The organism is Burkholderia seminalis, assembly GCF_001718535.1.
Classification (GTDB): domain Bacteria; phylum Pseudomonadota; class Gammaproteobacteria; order Burkholderiales; family Burkholderiaceae; genus Burkholderia; species Burkholderia seminalis.
The window spans coordinates 638976-655736 of record NZ_CP013400.1 but is presented as its reverse complement, the minus strand read 5'-3'; the positions used below and the strand labels follow the sequence as shown (position 1 = coordinate 655736).

At 67.1% G+C, this 16761-nt stretch carries 17 protein-coding genes; 10 read left to right on the top strand and 7 right to left on the bottom strand.

Annotated features, from left to right (window positions below):
- Positions 1-35: 35 nt before the first annotated feature.
- Entirely contained in the window at positions 36-563 is a 528-nt protein-coding gene (locus WJ12_RS23680) for a flavin reductase family protein (protein ID WP_059558699.1), read from the bottom strand.
- A gap of 273 nt (positions 564-836) precedes the next feature.
- Here WJ12_RS23680 and WJ12_RS23675 point away from each other — a divergent pair, with 273 nt between their 5' ends.
- Positions 837-2048: an IscS subfamily cysteine desulfurase gene (locus tag WJ12_RS23675; RefSeq protein WP_059558576.1), complete on the top strand. Its 1212-nt coding sequence runs from the start codon at positions 837-839 to the stop codon at positions 2046-2048.
- Positions 2049-2088: 40 nt separating this feature from the next.
- Here WJ12_RS23675 and WJ12_RS23670 read toward each other — a convergent pair whose 3' ends face one another.
- Complete coding sequence (locus tag WJ12_RS23670) at positions 2089-2631, bottom strand: MarR family winged helix-turn-helix transcriptional regulator (RefSeq protein WP_034185598.1); 543 nt, start codon at positions 2629-2631, stop codon at positions 2089-2091.
- 129 nt (positions 2632-2760) lie between these two features.
- Between WJ12_RS23670 and WJ12_RS23665 the strand changes: the two genes are divergently transcribed.
- Positions 2761-3354, top strand: coding sequence for a nuclear transport factor 2 family protein (locus WJ12_RS23665; protein WP_059558579.1), 594 nt, complete (start codon positions 2761-2763; stop codon positions 3352-3354).
- Between the two features lie 28 nt (positions 3355-3382).
- On the opposite strand, the gene rtcR is transcribed toward WJ12_RS23665, so the two are convergent.
- Entirely contained in the window at positions 3383-4999 is a 1617-nt protein-coding gene (rtcR, locus tag WJ12_RS23660; RefSeq protein WP_059558581.1) for an RNA repair transcriptional activator RtcR, read from the bottom strand.
- Positions 5000-5664: 665 nt separating this feature from the next.
- Here rtcR and WJ12_RS23650 point away from each other — a divergent pair.
- From WJ12_RS23650 to WJ12_RS23635, 4 genes are all read left to right on the top strand, one after another.
- On the top strand, positions 5665-6804 hold the full coding sequence (locus WJ12_RS23650; protein WP_034185957.1) for a slipin family protein: 1140 nt from the start codon (positions 5665-5667) through the stop codon (positions 6802-6804).
- A 62-nt stretch (positions 6805-6866) separates the two neighbouring features.
- The gene (locus WJ12_RS23645) at positions 6867-8090 is read left to right on the top strand and encodes an RtcB family protein (protein WP_069246040.1); all 1224 of its coding nucleotides are present in this window, start codon (positions 6867-6869) and stop codon (positions 8088-8090) included.
- 55 nt (positions 8091-8145) lie between these two features.
- Entirely contained in the window at positions 8146-8961 is an 816-nt protein-coding gene (locus WJ12_RS23640) for a nucleotidyltransferase domain-containing protein (protein ID WP_034185595.1), read from the top strand.
- 196 nt (positions 8962-9157) lie between these two features.
- Positions 9158-10309 carry a DUF1176 domain-containing protein gene (locus WJ12_RS23635; RefSeq protein ID WP_208606522.1) on the top strand — a complete coding sequence of 384 codons (1152 nt, stop codon included), beginning with the start codon at positions 9158-9160 and terminating at the stop codon, positions 10307-10309.
- Between the two features lie 9 nt (positions 10310-10318).
- Here WJ12_RS23635 and WJ12_RS23630 read toward each other — a convergent pair whose 3' ends face one another.
- Positions 10319-10987, bottom strand: coding sequence for an O-methyltransferase (locus WJ12_RS23630; RefSeq protein ID WP_069245860.1), 669 nt, complete (start codon positions 10985-10987; stop codon positions 10319-10321).
- Positions 10988-11135: 148 nt separating this feature from the next.
- On the opposite strand from WJ12_RS23630, the gene WJ12_RS23625 reads away from it, so the two are divergent.
- Together WJ12_RS23625 and WJ12_RS23620 are read left to right on the top strand one after the other, a co-directional pair.
- Positions 11136-12431 carry an O-acetylhomoserine aminocarboxypropyltransferase/cysteine synthase family protein gene (locus tag WJ12_RS23625; RefSeq protein ID WP_034185592.1) on the top strand — a complete coding sequence of 432 codons (1296 nt, stop codon included), beginning with the start codon at positions 11136-11138 and terminating at the stop codon, positions 12429-12431.
- A gap of 163 nt (positions 12432-12594) precedes the next feature.
- Positions 12595-13320 carry a ZIP family metal transporter gene (locus tag WJ12_RS23620; RefSeq protein ID WP_034185591.1) on the top strand — a complete coding sequence of 242 codons (726 nt, stop codon included), beginning with the start codon at positions 12595-12597 and terminating at the stop codon, positions 13318-13320.
- Positions 13321-13334: 14 nt separating this feature from the next.
- Here WJ12_RS23620 and WJ12_RS23615 read toward each other — a convergent pair whose 3' ends face one another.
- Both WJ12_RS23615 and WJ12_RS23610 read right to left on the bottom strand, forming a co-directional pair.
- Entirely contained in the window at positions 13335-13838 is a 504-nt protein-coding gene (locus WJ12_RS23615; RefSeq protein WP_069245859.1) for a hypothetical protein, read from the bottom strand.
- A gap of 66 nt (positions 13839-13904) precedes the next feature.
- Positions 13905-14180: a DUF4148 domain-containing protein gene (locus WJ12_RS23610; RefSeq protein ID WP_069245858.1), complete on the bottom strand. Its 276-nt coding sequence runs from the start codon at positions 14178-14180 to the stop codon at positions 13905-13907.
- 316 nt (positions 14181-14496) lie between these two features.
- Between WJ12_RS23610 and WJ12_RS23605 the strand changes: the two genes are divergently transcribed.
- Positions 14497-15657: a porin gene (locus tag WJ12_RS23605; RefSeq protein WP_069246038.1), complete on the top strand. Its 1161-nt coding sequence runs from the start codon at positions 14497-14499 to the stop codon at positions 15655-15657.
- Between the two features lie 201 nt (positions 15658-15858).
- Here WJ12_RS23605 and WJ12_RS23600 read toward each other — a convergent pair whose 3' ends face one another.
- Complete coding sequence (locus WJ12_RS23600; protein WP_226103886.1) at positions 15859-16254, bottom strand: hypothetical protein; 396 nt, start codon at positions 16252-16254, stop codon at positions 15859-15861.
- A 141-nt stretch (positions 16255-16395) separates the two neighbouring features.
- Here WJ12_RS23600 and WJ12_RS23595 point away from each other — a divergent pair, with 141 nt between their 5' ends.
- Complete coding sequence (locus WJ12_RS23595) at positions 16396-16683, top strand: DUF4148 domain-containing protein (RefSeq protein ID WP_034185587.1); 288 nt, start codon at positions 16396-16398, stop codon at positions 16681-16683.
- Positions 16684-16761 lie beyond the last annotated feature (78 nt).

The following is a 16761-nucleotide window of genomic DNA, read 5'->3' as shown; positions in this document are numbered from 1 at the left end:
ATGTCCTCCTGGGTGGAATGAATCGTCGGTTGCGTTCACACGGACGGCGCCTGCGCGCCGTCGAGCGCGCGGTAGCGACCGCCAAAGAAGATCAGCGGGCGCCCTTCCGAGCGCGCACGGTGCCGCGTCACGCGGCCGACGAAGATCACGTGGTCGCCGCCGTCGTATTGCGCATAGGGCTCGCATTCGAACGTCGCGAGTGCGTCGGGCAGCAGCACCGCGCCGTCGGCGGGCGCCGCGCCGGCGCGCCAGCCCCACTTGTCGCCGTTCGCCTTCGCGAAACAGTTCGACAGGTGCTGCTGCGTCTCGTCGAGCACGTTGACCGCGTAGCCGTCCGCGCCGGCCAGGTCGCCGAGGCTCAGGCTGCGGCGGTCGACCGAGAACAGGATCAGCGGCGGATCCAGCGACACCGAATTGAATGACGCGACCGTGATGCCGACCGGCATCCCCTCTTTGCGCGGGGCGGTAATCACCGCGACGCCCGTCGCGAACATCGACAACGCGGTACGAAAGCGTCGCTGCTCGTCGGCGCCCGCGCCGGTTCCGGCATGGTTCTCGCTCATCTCGTTCTCCTGGGGTTGCATCGCCGGATTCCGCGGCGGAATCCGGCCAATGAATCACTTCAATTTAGCTTTGTGATTTAGCTTTTATTGAATGTAAACACAAAAGCCGGTTCAAGCTGTCGTAAACCCTGATCTTGAAAGCTTTGTTTGAAAGACAACCCTACTGGCGTGATGGATGTTGCGCGACGCCCGCGAATGTCCACGTACACTGCGGCAACCGTATCCTGCGGCTTTCGCGACCCGCGAGAGATCCCGCTTCCCGGAGCCCATTCAATGCCATCCCGCCCGATCTACATGGACTACAGCGCGACGACGCCCGTCGATCCGCGCGTGGTCGACAAAATGGTGCCGTTCCTGCACGAGCAGTTCGGCAACCCCGCTTCGCGCAGCCACAGCCATGGCTGGGACGCCGAGCAAGCGGTCGAGGAAGCGCGCGCGCACGTCGCCGCGCTGCTCGGCGCGGACCCGCGCGAAATCGTGTGGACATCGGGTGCCACCGAAGGCAACAACCTCGCGATCAAGGGCGCCGCGCACTTCTATCAAGGCACGGGCAAGCACCTCGTCACCGTGAAGACCGAACACAAGGCCGTGCTCGATACGTGCCGCGAACTCGAACGCCAGGGCTTCGACGTCACCTACCTCGACGTGGAGGAAAACGGTCTGCTCGATCTCGATGCGCTGCGGCGGGCGCTGCGCGCCGACACGATCCTGGTGTCAGTGATGCTCGCGAACAACGAAACGGGCGTGATCCAGCCGATCGCCGAGATCGGCGCGCTGTGCCGCGCCCGCGGCATCGTGTTCCACTGCGACGCCGTACAGGCGGCCGGCAAGATTCCGGTGGACGTGAATGCACTGAACGTCGACCTGCTGACGGTGACCGCGCACAAGGTGTACGGCCCGAAGGGAATCGGCGCGCTGTACGTGCGCCGCAAGCCGCGCGTGCGCATCGAAGCGCAGATGCACGGCGGCGGCCACGAGCGCGGGATGCGCTCGGGCACCCTGCCGACACACCAGATCGTCGGGATGGGCGAAGCGTTTCGGCTTGCGAAGGAAGAGATGGAGGAAGAAAGCCGCCGCGTCGGCGCGTTGCGCGACCGGCTGCTGGCCGGCCTGTCGACGCTCGACGAGGTTTACGTGAACGGCGACCTGGCGCGCCGGATTCCGCACAACCTGAACGTGAGCTTCAACTTCGTCGAGGGCGAATCGCTGATCATGGGGATCAAGGGCGTCGCGGTATCGTCAGGCTCCGCGTGCACGTCGGCGTCGCTGGAACCGTCTTACGTGCTGCGTGCGCTCGGCCGAAGCGACGAACTCGCGCACAGCTCGATCCGCTTCACGCTCGGCCGCTTCACGACCGAAGCCGAAGTGGACAGCGTGATCGCGCAGGTGCGCGACACGGTCGACAAGCTGCGCGCGCTGAGCCCGCTATGGGACATGCATCTGGAAGGGGTCGACCTCGATACGATCGAGTGGGCCGCGCACTGAGCATGGCCGACGCGTCGCGCCGGCCCGCGGCCGGCGTGCGTCAGCTTTTTTCCTGGCGCGCGATCATGTGCGCGAGATCGAGCGTTGCGCGATCGCCGTTGGTGACGAGGCGGTCGATCACCGAGCACAGCACCTTGAACTCGGTCTTGGTCACGCCCTCGAACAGCACGTTGTTGATCCGCTGCTGGGTGGGCGCCAGCGCTTTCAGCAGCTTCGTGCCGGCCGGCGTGACCGTGACGCGCATCTTGCGCTTGTCGTCCGGGTCGGCCCGCTTATCGATCAGGCCGAGCTTCTTGAGCTTGCCGGTTTCGATCGTCACGAACGCGCCGCTCAGGTGCAGGTGATCGGCCAGGCGGTTGACGGTCACGACGTCGTCGTGGGACAGGTGCGCGACCGACACGAGCAACGAATACTGGATGCCGGTCAGCCCGGCGATCGAGCCGAAACCGTCGCGGACCGACAGCAGGCGCGCCGCGAACGGCAGCAACCCGTTGATCAGGTGACGAAATTCCGTGTCCGTGCCGTCGATCAGGCAGGCCGGGTTGGTAATGGTCAGAACGGACTCCTCTTGCTGCTTGGCCATGACGTCGACGCTCCGTGCAGTCATGCGAATTTAGCTTTGAAACGAAATTATACGGTAAAGGCACATGCGCTCCCGGCCGGGTCCGGCGACCCGCATGCTGCCCGATTGTCCGGCACCGGAGACTCGATCATGTCCTTTCCGCTTCATCCCGCGACGGTCCGCGCGCTGCTCGAATGTTATCTGCGCGCGAAAGACCTGAACCGTCCGTCACTGATCGCCGACTGCTTCGCAGCCGATGCCGAACTGAGCTTTTCGCTCGCCAGCGACGATATCGATTTTCCGCCGCGCGTGACGGGCGCGGCCGCCATCGCGCGCACGCTGGTCGAGGAATTCGGCGAGCGGTTCGAGCGGTGCCGGACCTGTTACGTCTGCGCGGAGCCGGACGTCGACGCGCATGGCGTCGCCAACATGCCGTGGCTCGTCGTGATGCGGCAGAAGGACACCGGCGCGCTGCGGATCGGGCATGGCACGTACCGCTGGCAGTTCGCGGGCGACGACACCCGCGACGACGCGGCCCGGATCGCCGCGCTGCACATCCACATCGCGCGAATGGACACGATCGACGATCCGCGGTCGTCGAAGCTCGACGGGCTGCATGCGGCGTTCGGGTATCCGTGGCTGCCGGCGCATGCGTTCGCGCGCGGGCTGGCGGATATCGCGGCGGCACACCCGGATTGGGGATTCCTGGCACCGTTTCACGACGCGGCGGCTGCGGCGGCCTGACCGATCGCGCCGGCCGCGCCGCCGCGCGTCATGCCGCGTCAAGCGCCTGCCGCACCGCCTCCCAATCGAGCCCGAACCGCGCGAGATACTTGCGCAGCCGGTCCGCATCGTTCGGTTGCTTCTTGCTCTGCCGCGACACCGCGAACAGCGTGCGCCCCGCCTCCGACAGGCTCGCCGACGCGCGGCACACGTCGAGCACGCGTTCGAGCTGCGCACGGTCGAACAGGTCGAGATCGGCCGCGCGCGCACCGAACACCGCGTCGACGCACGGGTCGGCCGCGCCCGCGTCGCGCGGCGACGACCAGGTGCGCGTCAACCGCTCGACTTCCTGCTCGGCGAGTGCCTCGGTAATCCGCCCCGCATCGGCCAGCGTCGCCATCCGCGTGACCGAGGCCGACAGTTCGCGGAAGTTGCCGGCCCACACCGCGCGCGGCGACGCCGCGAACGCGAGATAGCGCCGCTTCGCCTCCACGTTGAATCGCACCTGCTCGCCCTGCTCGTGGCCGAAACGGTCGAGTTCGAATTCGAGGTTCGGCTCGATGTCCTCGCGGCGCTCGGCCAGTCCCGGCAATTCGTACGTCCACAGATTGATCCGCGCATAGAGATCCTCGCGGAACGTGCCGGCCGCCACCATCTGCCGCAGGTCGCGATGCGTGCCCGCGATCAACTCGAAATCGCTGCTCGCCTCGACGTCCGCGCCGACCGGCAGGAAGCGCTTCTCCTCGATCGCCTTCAGCAGCATCGCCTGCTCGTCGAGCCCGAGTTCGCCGATTTCGTCGAGGAACAGCAGCCCGCCGTCGGCCGCGCGCAGCAGCCCCGCCCGTGCCGACTGCGCGCCCGTGAACGCGCCCTTCACGTGACCGAACAGCGTCGACATCGCCGCGTCGCCGCGCAGCGTCGCGCAGTTGATCTCGATGAACGCCCCCGCGAGCCGATGGCGGCCGCGCTTCAGCTCGTACACGCGCTTCGCGAGAAACGATTTGCCGGCGCCCGTCGGCCCGACCAGCAGCATCGGTGCGCGCGACCGCACGGCGACGCGCTCCAGTTGCTCGATCAGCGCATTGAAGCGCGCGTTGCGCGTTGCGATGCCGGCCTTCAGGAACGACACCGTTTCGTCGCGCTCGCGCGTGAAGCGCTGCGCGATGCGGTTGTAGCGCGACAGGTCGAGGTCGATCACCGATATCGTGCCCGGCCCGCTCGGCCCTTCGTCGGTCCGCTGCGGCGGCCCCGTCTGCACGAGGCGCGCGGGCAGGTAGCGCGCCTCCGCCAGCAGGAACCAGCAGATCTGCGCGACGTGCGTGCCGGTCGTGATGTGGATCAGGTAGTCCTCATGCTCGAGGTCGAACGGATACGCGCGTGCGTAGTCGTGCAGCGTCGCGTAGACCTCCTCGAAATCCCACGGATCGTGGATCGTGACCGGCACGAGCCGCACGTCGGTATGCGGCGACAGGCGCGCGAGATCGTCCCGCACCTGGTGGGCGAGACGCGTGTAGCCCGGCGCATGCAGCAGTTCGAGCCGGTCGATCGGCAGGTCGGGCTGCTCGCACAGCGAAATCGTCGGCCGCCATTTGCGGTAACGGCGCGGCGCGCGGCCGCCCTGGTCCAGCACGGTGCCGAGAAAACCGATCGCGACGGTCTTGCGCATTTTTTATCTCATGGGATAAGAAGCGATCCGATTGTATCGGATTTCCATGATGAATCCGCACGCCCGGCATCACCGAAAATCGGTTAATGAAATAAATTCCCATTTGTTTTCAAGCACTTGAAAAATTATTCGAGCATCAAGGCAGCCACTGGCACGCTCCTCGCTCAATAGAAGACGCCGGATGTCCCGCTGGCCCGCGAGCCAGGGTTCACACGCCCTGCTGGTGCGCCGCCGCCGAACCTCGTTCGTCGCGGCAGCGCATGCCGCCATGGACAGATGAAGGCAAAGGGGCGCGCGCCAGGATGCCTCGTCCGGGTTCGAATCCCGGAGCGCCCGTCGTTCGGAAGCTCAGTCAGGTGGAGCAGCCGGCGAAAGCCGGCCGGTGGCGGGTTCGAATCCCGCTCGAACCCTGTCCGCAAGGACAGTCTCGTGATGAAAGCAGTACCCGCCGGTGCGGGCCGACAGGCCCGCCGCGCGTCGGACCGGTTGCGGTTCCGCGCGATCGGCCGGGCGGCCGCACGGCCCGCGCGAATGCGCACGACGACGCGATGCAGGATGCGTCACCGTGTGCGTCGGCGCCGGCCAGCGCGCCGTCCGCCCGGTTGCGTCGCACCGCGATCCGCACGATGCGCGATCCGGCGGTCGTTGAAAAAAAGGACAAAAATATGTGGAAGCGTCATGTAGTGAAAAAGAACGAACGCGCGCTGCTGATGAGCGAAGGCGATTTCGTGAAGGTGCTGGAACCGGGCGTGTTCAAGGCCTTCGATCCGTTCAAGCGTCTGTCGGTGCAGACCGCGCGTCTCGACGCGCCGCTCGCCGACACCGCGCTGGCCGACTATCTGCGCCACGACGCGCCCGACGTGCTCGCGCGATACTTCGTCGCGATGGATCTCGCCGACGACGAAGCGGGCCTGCGCTATGAAGACGACGTGCTCGTCGAGATCCTGGCACCGGGCACGCGCCGGCTGTACTGGCGCGGCCTGGCCGCGCATCGTCTCGAACGCGTCGATCTCACGCAGGACAGCATGCTGCCGGCCGCGCTCGTCAAACGCATCGCGCAACCGGCGCTGCGGGCGCGCGGCGTGGCGGGCCTGACGGGCGTGCTGGTGGCGCAGGTGCCGGCGTACCACGTCGGCGTGCTGAAGATCGACGGCAAGATCGAGCGGTTGCTGGACGCGGGTACGTCGGCGTTCTGGCGCTTCAACCGCGACGTCGCGGTCGAACTCGTCGACCTGCGCCTGCAGGCGATCGAAGTCGGCGGGCAGGAAATCCTGACGCGCGACAAGGTTGCGCTGCGGCTGAACCTGTCGGCGACGTGGTGTTACGCGGACGTGCTGCATGCGTTCGGCCAGCTGCAAAAACCGGTCGAGCACTTGTATCGCGAGCTGCAGTTCGCGCTGCGCTCGGCGGTCGGCACACGCTCGCTCGACGAGCTGCTGGAGGACAAGCAGTCGATCGACGCGGTCGTGATCGCGCAGGTGCGCGCCCGTCTCGGCGATTCGGGCGTGGACGTGCGCAGCGTCGGCGTGAAGGACATCGTGCTGCCGGGCGACATGAAGACGATCCTCGCGCAGGTGGTCGAAGCGGAGAAATCCGCCCAGGCGAACGTGATTCGCCGCCGCGAGGAAACGGCGGCCACGCGTTCGCTGCTGAACACCGCGAAGGTGATGGAGGAAAACCCGACCGCGCTGCGGCTCAAGGAGCTGGAAACGCTCGAGCGCGTCGCGGAACGGATCGACCGCATCTCGGTGTTCGGCGGTCTCGACCAGGTGCTGAACGGACTCGTCAGCATCAAGGGCACGTAATGCAGGACACGGCGCGGCACGCGTGTGTCGCGCCGGACAATCGAATGAATCAGGTGAAGCAAATGAGCAACATGGACTATCAGGTGATGGAACTGGCCAACGGCAAGCCGGTGAAGATGTGGACGCAAGGCGTCGCCATCGAGGACGAAGCGCGCGCGCAGTTGCGCAACACCGCGCAGATGCCGTTCGTCTTCCGCCACATCGCGGTGATGCCGGACGTCCACCTCGGCAAGGGGTCGACGATCGGCAGCGTGATTCCGACGAAGGGCGCGATCATCCCGGCCGCGGTCGGCGTCGACATCGGCTGCGGGATGATGGCCGCGCGCACGACGCTGACGGCGTCGGATCTGCCGGATTCGCTCGCGGGGCTGCGCGGCGCGATCGAACGCGCGGTACCGCACGGCCGCGCGCCCGGGCGCCGCGATCCGGGCGCGTGGGGCGATCGCACGCCGGCCGCCGTGACCGACTCGTGGAAGTCGCTGCAGCCGGGCTTCCAGCGGATCGTCGACAAGTATCCGAAGCTGGAAAAGACGAACCACTACGCGCATCTCGGCACGCTCGGCACCGGCAATCACTTCATCGAAGTGTGCGTCGACGAAGCGGACCACGTGTGGTTCATGCTGCACAGCGGCTCGCGCGGCGTCGGCAATGCGATCGGCAGCCTGTTCATCGAACTCGCGCAGGCCGACATGCGCCAGCACATCGCGAACCTGCCGGACCGCAACCTCGCGTATTTCACCGAAGGCAGCCGGCACTTCGACGATTACGTCGAGGCCGTCGGCTGGGCGCAGGACTACGCGCGGCGCAACCGGCAGGCGATGATGGACGCGGTGATCGCGGCAGCACGCGGCGTGATCGCGAAGCCGTTCGCGCTCGAAGAACACGCGGTGAACTGTCACCACAACTACGTGCAGCGCGAACGCCACTTCGGCGAAGACGTGCTCGTGACGCGCAAGGGGGCGGTGTCCGCGCAGAAGGGGCAACTGGGGATCATCCCGGGCTCGATGGGCGCGAAAAGCTTCATCGTGCGCGGGCTCGGCAACCCGGAAAGCTTCTGCTCGTGCAGCCACGGCGCGGGCCGGACGATGAGCCGCACCGAAGCGAAGCGCCGCTTCACGGCCGACGACCAGGTCAAGGCCACCCAGGGCGTCGAATGCCGGAAGGACGCGGGCGTCGTCGACGAAATCCCGATGGCCTACAAGGACATCGACGCGGTGATGGCGGCCCAGCGCAGCCTCGTCGAAGTGGTGCACACGCTGCGCCAGGTGGTGTGCGTGAAAGGATAGCGCGGTGCGCGGCCGATGGCCGGCGGCCGCGCGCAACGAAACGGAAACGACAATCATGAAAACGGAAAAAAACCTGACGCCCGTGCGCAGCGCGCATCCGGTCGCCCCGGCGGTGCGGGCGCGCGTGATGGCGGAACTCGCGGAAGTCGAGCGTCGCCACGATGTGAGCGTCCTGTTCGCGTGCGAATCGGGCAGCCGCGGCTGGGGGTTCGCGTCGCCGGACAGCGACTACGACGTCCGCTTCGTGTATGTGCACCGGCGCGACTGGTACCTGAGCGTCGAAGCGCGACGCGACGTGATCGAACGGCCGCTCGACGACGAACTCGACGTGAGCGGCTGGGAGCTGCGCAAGGCATTGCAACTGCTGCGCCGCTCGAATCCCACGCTGCTCGAATGGCTCGACTCGCCGGTCGTGTATCGCGAAGACGCGCGCTGGGCGCCACGACTGCGGTCGCTGGCGGCGGCGTTCTTCTCTCCGGTGCGCGGACGCCACCACTACCTTGCGATGGCGAAGAAGAACTTTCGCGGCTATCTGCAAGGCGACACGGTGCGTTACAAGAAGTACCTGTACGTACTGCGGCCGCTGCTCGCGGTGCGCTGGATCGACATGGGGCTCGGCATGCCGCCGATGCGCTTCGCGGATCTCGTCGAAGGCACCGTGCACGAGCCGGCGGTGCGCGCGGAGCTCGATGCATTGCTCGCACTGAAGATGCGCGCGAACGAAAGCGAGTACGGGCCGCGCCGCCCCGCGATCCACGCGCTCGTCGAGTCGATGCTCGCCGATGCGGAACACGATCGCGCATACAAGCGGCCGTGGGGCGACGTGGCGACGCTCGATACGTTCCTGCGCGACGTGGTCGACAGCCGATGACAAACGAACGGCGCGGTGCCGGCGGGCATCGCGCCGTTTGTCCATCCGCCTGACGCGTCGCCGCGTCAAGCGCCGCCCGTTGCAGCGGTATACTGGATACCGTTCGCGCCACTGCACTCGACCTGCACCGCTTGCTGACGATGCGCTTGCAGTCCGGCATCTTCCGCCCGCCCTTTCCCAGTCGATACGAACCGTCATGTCGCACCGTTTTCCGCTTGCCCTCGCCGTGCTCCTCGCCGTTTCCCCGATCGTCACGCAGGCTCGTCCGCTCGCGCGGCCGCCGGTCGAGCGTGACTTCAAGAGCTGGTCGGTCGTCTGCGACAACGGCAATCGCTGTGTCGCGGAGAGTCACGCCGACGATACCGACGATGCACGCCCCAGCCTGATCCTGCGCGTGACGCGCGATGCCGGCCCCGATGCGCAACCGTCGCTCGACCTCTACGCGTCGGCACCGCTGGACTTGCGTACCGCACGCGTCGACGGCCGCCCGTTCGATGCGTTGCCGGCCCAATGGCATGCCTTCGGCGACCCGAACGACGACCAGGCCCACCCGTTCCGGATCCGCACGAACGATCCGGCAACGGTCGCCGCGTGGCTGTCTGCATCGCGCAATGCACAGGCGCTGAGCTTCGGTGATCCGGCTTCCGCGCACACCGCGCGCACGCCGTTGTCGGGGTTGAATGCCGCGCTGCTGCTGATCGACGATACGCAGGGCCGCGTCGGCACCGTCACCGCGCTGCTGCGCCCGGGCAGCCGGCCCGCGTCGTCGGTCCCGCCCGCGCCGGCGCTCCCGCCCGCCGTCACGCCGGCGCCGCCGCCCGTCGCGAACCTGTCGGCCGCCGAACAGCGCCCGCTCGTCGACGCGGTGCTCGCGAAATTCGGCGCCGACGTGAAGCAGTGCGCGGCCGATGTCGAAGACGAAATGTCGGCGAGCGATCGCAGGAAGGCGTCGACCGCCGTCGCGATCTCGGCCGACGAGGCGCTCGTCGCGATCCCGTGCCAGACCAGCAGCATGTATAACCACACCGACCTGTGGTATCGCATTCGCCGCACCGCACCGTACACGCCGACGGCCATGAACTTCGGCGAGAACGCGAATGCGGGCCTCGATTCGGCGTCGTTCCCGAACGAACTGACCGACGCCGGCTACGATCCGGCCAGCGCGATGCTGTCGAGCAAGGTCCGGTTGCGCAGTGCCGGCGATTGCGGGTCGACCGCGTCGTGGATCTTCGACGGCCGGCGCTTCCAGCTCGCCGACATCGCGACGCACGGCACCTGCAACGGCCTGTTCCAGGACCAGTGGCCGCGCCTGTATCGGCGCGCCGACGCGACCGCAAGCGCGCACTGACGCATCCGGTCACGCGCCGACGATCGAGATCGAGAAGCCGTCCCAGCCCTTCTGCCCGACCGTCTGCACGGCCGTCGTCGTGAGCGCCGGCTCGGCCACGAGGCGCGCGAACCCGTCGCGCACGCCGATCACGTCGGGCTCGCGATTGTCCGGATCGGCCACGCGCCCGCCCCGCACCACGTTGTCGACGACGATCACCGTGCCGGGCCGCGACAGCTTCAGCGCCGCGTCGAGATAGACCGCGTTGTTGTCCTTGTCCGCATCGATGAAGACGAAATCGAACGGCGCCTCGCCGGCGTCGACGAGCCGCGCGAGGCTGTCCTTCGCGCTGCCGACCACCACCGACACGACCGACGCGAACCCGGCGCGCGCGATGTTCTGCGTCGCGACCTTCGCATGCGCGGGGTTCAGTTCGAGCGTCACGAGCGTGCCGCCGGGCGGCAACGCGCGCGCGAGCCAGATCGTGCTGTAGCCGCCGAGCGTACCGACTTCGAGAATCCGCCGCGCGCCGCGGATCGTCGCCAGCAACTGCAGCAGCTTGCCCTGGTTCGGCGCGACGTTGATCGCCGGCAGCCCGGCCGCGTCGCTCGCCGCCAGCGCGGCGTCGAGCGCGTCGTCCGACGGCACGAGCGTCGCGGAGAAATACGCATCCACCTGGTTCCACCGATCCTGATCCATCGCGCACCTTTCGTCTGCGGAAAAAGCATTCTATGCGCGACGCTCGCATAAGCAACCCACCATTCGTTCTAAGAACCGCAGCGCACGTGCTCCTATAATCGCCGGACGGCAGGCCCCCTCGACCTTCACAACAACAAGCGGAGCACCCATGACCGATCAGACCAAGCCGAACTGGCGCCTCGAAACGATCGCCGTGCACGGCGGTTATCGCCCCGACCCGACCACGCGCGCGGTCGCCGTCCCGATCTACCAGACCGTTGCGTACGCATTCGACGACACGCAGCACGGTGCCGACCTGTTCGACCTGAAGGTCCAGGGCAACATCTACACGCGCATCATGAACCCGACGACGGACGTGCTCGAGCAGCGGATCGCCGCGCTCGAGGGCGGCATCGGCGCGCTGGCGCTTGCATCGGGGCAATCCGCCGTCACGTACGCGATCCAGACGATCGCGGAAGCCGGCGACAACATCGTGTCCGCGAGTTCGCTGTACGGCGGCACCTACAACCTGTTCGCGCATACGCTGCCGCAATACGGGATCACCACGCGCTTCGCCGACCCGCGCGACCCCGCGTCGTTCGAACCGCTGATCGACGCGCGCACGAAGGCGATCTTCGCGGAATCGGTCGGCAACCCGCTCGGCAACGTCACCGACATCGCCGCGCTCGCGGACGTCGCGCATCGGCACGGCATTCCGCTGATCGTCGACAACACGGTACCGTCGCCGTACCTGCTGCGCCCGTTCGAGCACGGCGCGGACATCGTCGTGCACTCGCTGACGAAGTATCTCGGCGGGCACGGCACGAGCCTCGGCGGCGCGATCGTGGATGCGGGCAAGTTTCCGTGGGCCGAACACGCCGACCGCTTCAAGCGGCTGAACGAGCCGGACGTCAGCTACCACGGCGTCGTCTATACGGAAGCGTTCGGGCCGGCCGCGTACATCGGCCGCGCGCGCGTCGTGCCGCTGCGCAACATGGGCGCGGCGATCTCGCCGTTCAACGCGTTCCAGATCCTGCAGGGCATCGAGACGCTGGCGCTGCGCATCGAGCGGATCAGCGACAACGCGCTGAAGATCGCGCGGCATCTCGCGCGCCACGAACACGTCGAATGGGTGAACTATGCGGGCCTGCCCGATCACCCCGACCACGCACTCGTCGCCCGCTACCTGTCGGGCCGCGCGCCGGGCATCCTGACGTTCGGCGTGAAGGGCGGCCGCGACGGCGGCGCGAAGTTCCAGGACGCGCTGAAGCTGTTCACGCGACTCGTCAACATCGGCGACACGAAGTCGCTCGCGACGCACCCGGCCTCGACGACGCACCGGCAACTGTCGCCCGCCGAACTCGCGAAGGCCGGCGTGAAGGAAGAAACGGTGCGACTGTCGATCGGTATCGAGCATATCGACGACCTGCTCGCCGACCTCGACCAGGCGCTCGCGCAGCTTTGACGCGAACGGGCGTGCCGGCTGGCCGGTGCGCCCTGGATCAAGCCGCTTGACTCTGAAGCGGCTTCAAGGTGTTCAATCCCCGGTTGATGCCGCGGCACAGCCCGGCACGTACGATCCGTGCAATGCCGCTCCCGCGCGGCACGCCGACCGACCGAGAGGCCCCATGACACCGACCGCGAAGCTTGCGCTGCTCACCTTACCGCCCGTGCTGGCGGCCTGTTTCGGCGCGCTTGCGGCCGCATGGCGGGCGCCCGGCCCGAAAACGTCGAGCGTCATCCAGCATTTCACCGGCGGCATCGTGTTCGCGGCCGCGGCGCTCGAACTGCTGCCGCAGGACCGCGCGCATGCGCTGTTTCCGGTCGTCGTCGGGTTCGTGCTCGGCCTCGCGCTGATGCTCGCGATCCGCGCGCTGTCGGGCACGATCGAGGCACGCTTCGAGGACGCGCGGCTGCCCGTGAGCCTGATCATCGTTACCGCGATCGACCTCGTCGTCGACGGCCTCGTGCTCGGCATCGCGTTCTCCGCCAGCGACGAAAGCGGCATCATCCTGACCGTCGCGCTGACGCTCGAAGTGTTGTTCCTCGCGCTGTCGGTCAGCGCGGCGCTTGCCGCGGCAGGCATCGGCCGGACGCTGTCGATCGTCGTGCCGGTCGGGCTGGCCGCACTGCTGAGCCTCTCGGCCGTGGCCGGCAATGCGGCATTCGCCGGCCTGCCGGCGAACATCTACGCGGCCCTGCTGGGGCTCGGCACCGTCGCGCTGCTGTACCTCGTGACCGAGGAACTGCTCGTCGAAGCGCACGAGGTGCCCGAAACGCCGTTCGCGACGGCCGCGTTCTTCATCGGCTTCATCGTGTTCTTCCTGATCGAAGGGTCGGTCAAGGCGGGATAAGCCGCGCGCGGCGGCTACCACGTCGTCGCGCCGGCCGGATACGTATCGACGACGCGCGTGCCATTCACGGGCGTGACGCCCTCGTTGCGCAACGCAGTCCACAGGTCGATCGCATGTTCGCGCGACTTGCGGCTGCCGTCGTCGGTCAGCACGTTCAGCGCGATGACCGTGTCTCGCGTCGTCAACTGCAGTTGTTCCTTCAACTTGCGCGACTGATGCGACGCGGTACGGACCTCGCCGAGCACGATCCGCCTCTCCGTCGCAGCCGCCCCGCTCCCCGCTTCGGCCGGCACGAACGTCAACCGCCCGTTGTCGACCTCGCATTGCCCCTGCGTGAACGTTGCCGTCCACGCGCCGGCAGGCACGGCCGCGAATTCGCACCGCATCCGCTCGTTCGCCCGCGGGCCGACGTCGTGGGCGGGCGCGTGCGACAGCGCACGCTCGGGCCAGCCGGCCGCCATCGCCGCCGTCGTCATCAGGCACCCCGCCAGCACGATTCCTTTCGCGATATGACGCATGACTCGCTCCTCTGCATGAATGAAGCCGGCCGACGGATACGGCCCCGGCCGGCCGTGAATCGTTGATCAAAGCACCGCGAAACCGTTGTCGTGCGCATCGACCATCGGCGCTTTCTCGCCGCGATGTACCGTCGAACGATGGATTTCCCGATTGCGCGCGACAACGGCCGGGCTCGCCGGATAGTCGTGATTCGGGCTCGGGATCACGCCGTCGTGACGCGCGCGCACCAGTTCCCGAACCACTTCCTGACGACTCTTCGGCTGTGCCGACACGGTCTGCGAGAGGACTGCGGCCGACAGTGCGGCAACGACGGCGACGATCATCGGGCGCGGAATGTTCATGGGGTGTGCTCCTTGCTGAAAAGGCGTGACAGGTGCCTTCACTTTGATCCCGCGGTGGTGCGGATGCGTGATCGCCGCATGACGGTTTCGTCACCATGCGAACGACTTCTGCATCGCAGTGCACATTAAATAATTCGAATGTTCCGGCGTGCATGACACCGCGATGACATTTTTCTCATTTGTCCCTCACCTCCACGATCCGAACGCTTTCCAGAATCGCCAGCGCGATCGCGATATTCCGGGCCGCCGCCGCAAGCCCGGGCACCCGAGTCGAACGATGCGCGAAACGATCATCTTGAACTTCAGGGGAAGCACCATGAAATATCCAGTTCGGCTCGCCATGCTCTCGGGGGCGCTGCTCGCCACTGCCCAACCGGCCCATGCCGCGGAAGTCAGCCTCTACGGCCTGTTCGATACGTCGCTGACCTATGTGTGGAACGCCAATGCCGACGGCAGGAACCTCGTCGGCCTCGGCAACGGCAACCTGCTCGGCAACCGTTTCGGGCTGAAAGGCGCCGAGGATCTGGGCGGCGGCCTGAAAGCGATCTTCACGCTGGAAAACGGCTTCAATCCGAACACGGGCGCGCTCGGGCAAGGCAACCGGATGTTCGGCCGGCAGGCGTTCGTCGGCCTGGAAAGCGCACGCTGGGGCACCTTGACGCTCGGCCGCCAGTACGACGCGCTCGCGGACGTCGCCTGGCCCGTGACCGGCGATTTCTATTTCGGCAGCGTGTACGCGACGCCCGGCGACGTCGACAACTACGACACGTCGTCGCGCACCGACAACGCCGTGAAATACACGTCGCCCGTGATCGGCGGTTTCCAGTTCGTCGGCATGTATGCGCTCGGCGGCGTGGCCGGCAAGAGCGGCGCGGGCCAGACCTGGTCGGCCGGCCTGTCGTACAGCTATGGCCCGCTCGACGTCGCGGGCGGCTACTACTCCGCAGCCAACCGCTCGTCGCTCGAGAACGGCATCCGGACCGGCTGGAACGGCACGTCGGACGGCACGTTCGACGGATCGCTGGTCAACGGCGGTTACCTCTCCGCGAAATCGATCGACATCGCGCGCGGCGCGTTGCGCTACAACTTCGCGCCGTTCGCGGTCGGCATCGATTACAGCAATGCGCAGTACAAGGCCGATGCGATGTCCGCGTTCCGCAGCACGCAGAAATACGACACCGCGCGCGGTTTCTTCAACTTCCAGGCGACGCCCGGCCTGCTCGTCGGCGTCGGTTACAGCTACACGCGCGCCCGCGGCGATACGAGCGCCACCTACCACCAGGTGTCCGCCGGCGCCGACTACATGCTGTCGAAGCGCACCGATCTCTATGCGGTCGGCGCCTGGCAGCGTGCGAACGGCGAACAGCGCACGCTCGACGGCGGCACGCAAACGGCGCAGGCATCGATCGGCTCGTACGGCTATGGCGGCACGCGCACGCAGGGCATCGTCAATCTCGGGTTGCGGCACCGGTTCTGATCGCGGCCGCCATCCATGCGCGCAACGTGACGGAAATTTCATGTTGCGATCAGGTTCGCGACGCATCGCGCCGCTACGATCGAAGACGTGACGGGCCGCGCCCGTTACCACCCACGCAGCGGGTCGCTGCCGCACGGCACGATCACGCATTAGGCCCGGACTCGCTGAGTACCGGGCCTTTTTTTGTCGCCAGCCGGACGATCACGGTGCGGGATCGGGTCGCGGGAACAGGCACGGATGCGTTTTCACGTACAGATTCGGATTGCCGCAGCGGTGGCCCGCATAGTCGATCTGCTCGCCGGGCATCAGGTCGGCCGGCACCGGCTTGCGCGCGGTGGCAGGCGTGGGCTCGGTGGCGCCGGAACGTGTCGACGCGCAGCCCGCGAACAGCGGGACGATCAGGACTGCGATCAAGGTGAGGCGGATGGCGGGACGATGCAATTTTTGGTCCGGAATGGAAGTCTGAACAGGACCGCCCGCGCTCCATGCTGCTGTCGCGAACGGCACGCATGCCGTCAGCCACGTCGACCATCGGCAGGTTTCATGTTCCCCTTCCCGCTCATCGCACCCATGACGCCAACATGACGGTTGCGTCATGTCGGTCGGGTCCCAACCACACGCTGCCTGCTTGCGCAATCTGACGGCTTTTTCATCTCGCGATCACGATGACGCACGGCCGCTTTCGCATACTGGGTCCATGGTTCGCCACCCCGGCGGCCCGATCAAGGAGAACACTCGATGAAAACGGCAAAACTCGCAGCACTGTTCGTCACCGCCACGCTGTCGCTCGGCATGGCCACGCAGGCCGCGTTCGCGCAAACGCAACCGCAGGGCAAGAGCCGCACGCAGGTCGTCAACGAACTGAAGCAGGCGCAGCACGACGGCGTCGTGCCGACGGGCAAGACGCAATACCCGCCGACCGGCGAGATCGTCGCGCGCAACAAGGAGCTTCACGGGATTTCGGTGCACGGCGGCGAGAAGAAGCCGCAGACCGACAACCACGACAACCTGACCGCCCGGCAATGACGCTCGGCCACACGCGTGCGGGCAGCACGCCGCGCGCGGCCGCCACCGGGCGAACGCGCGAACGTGCCCGCCCGCGCT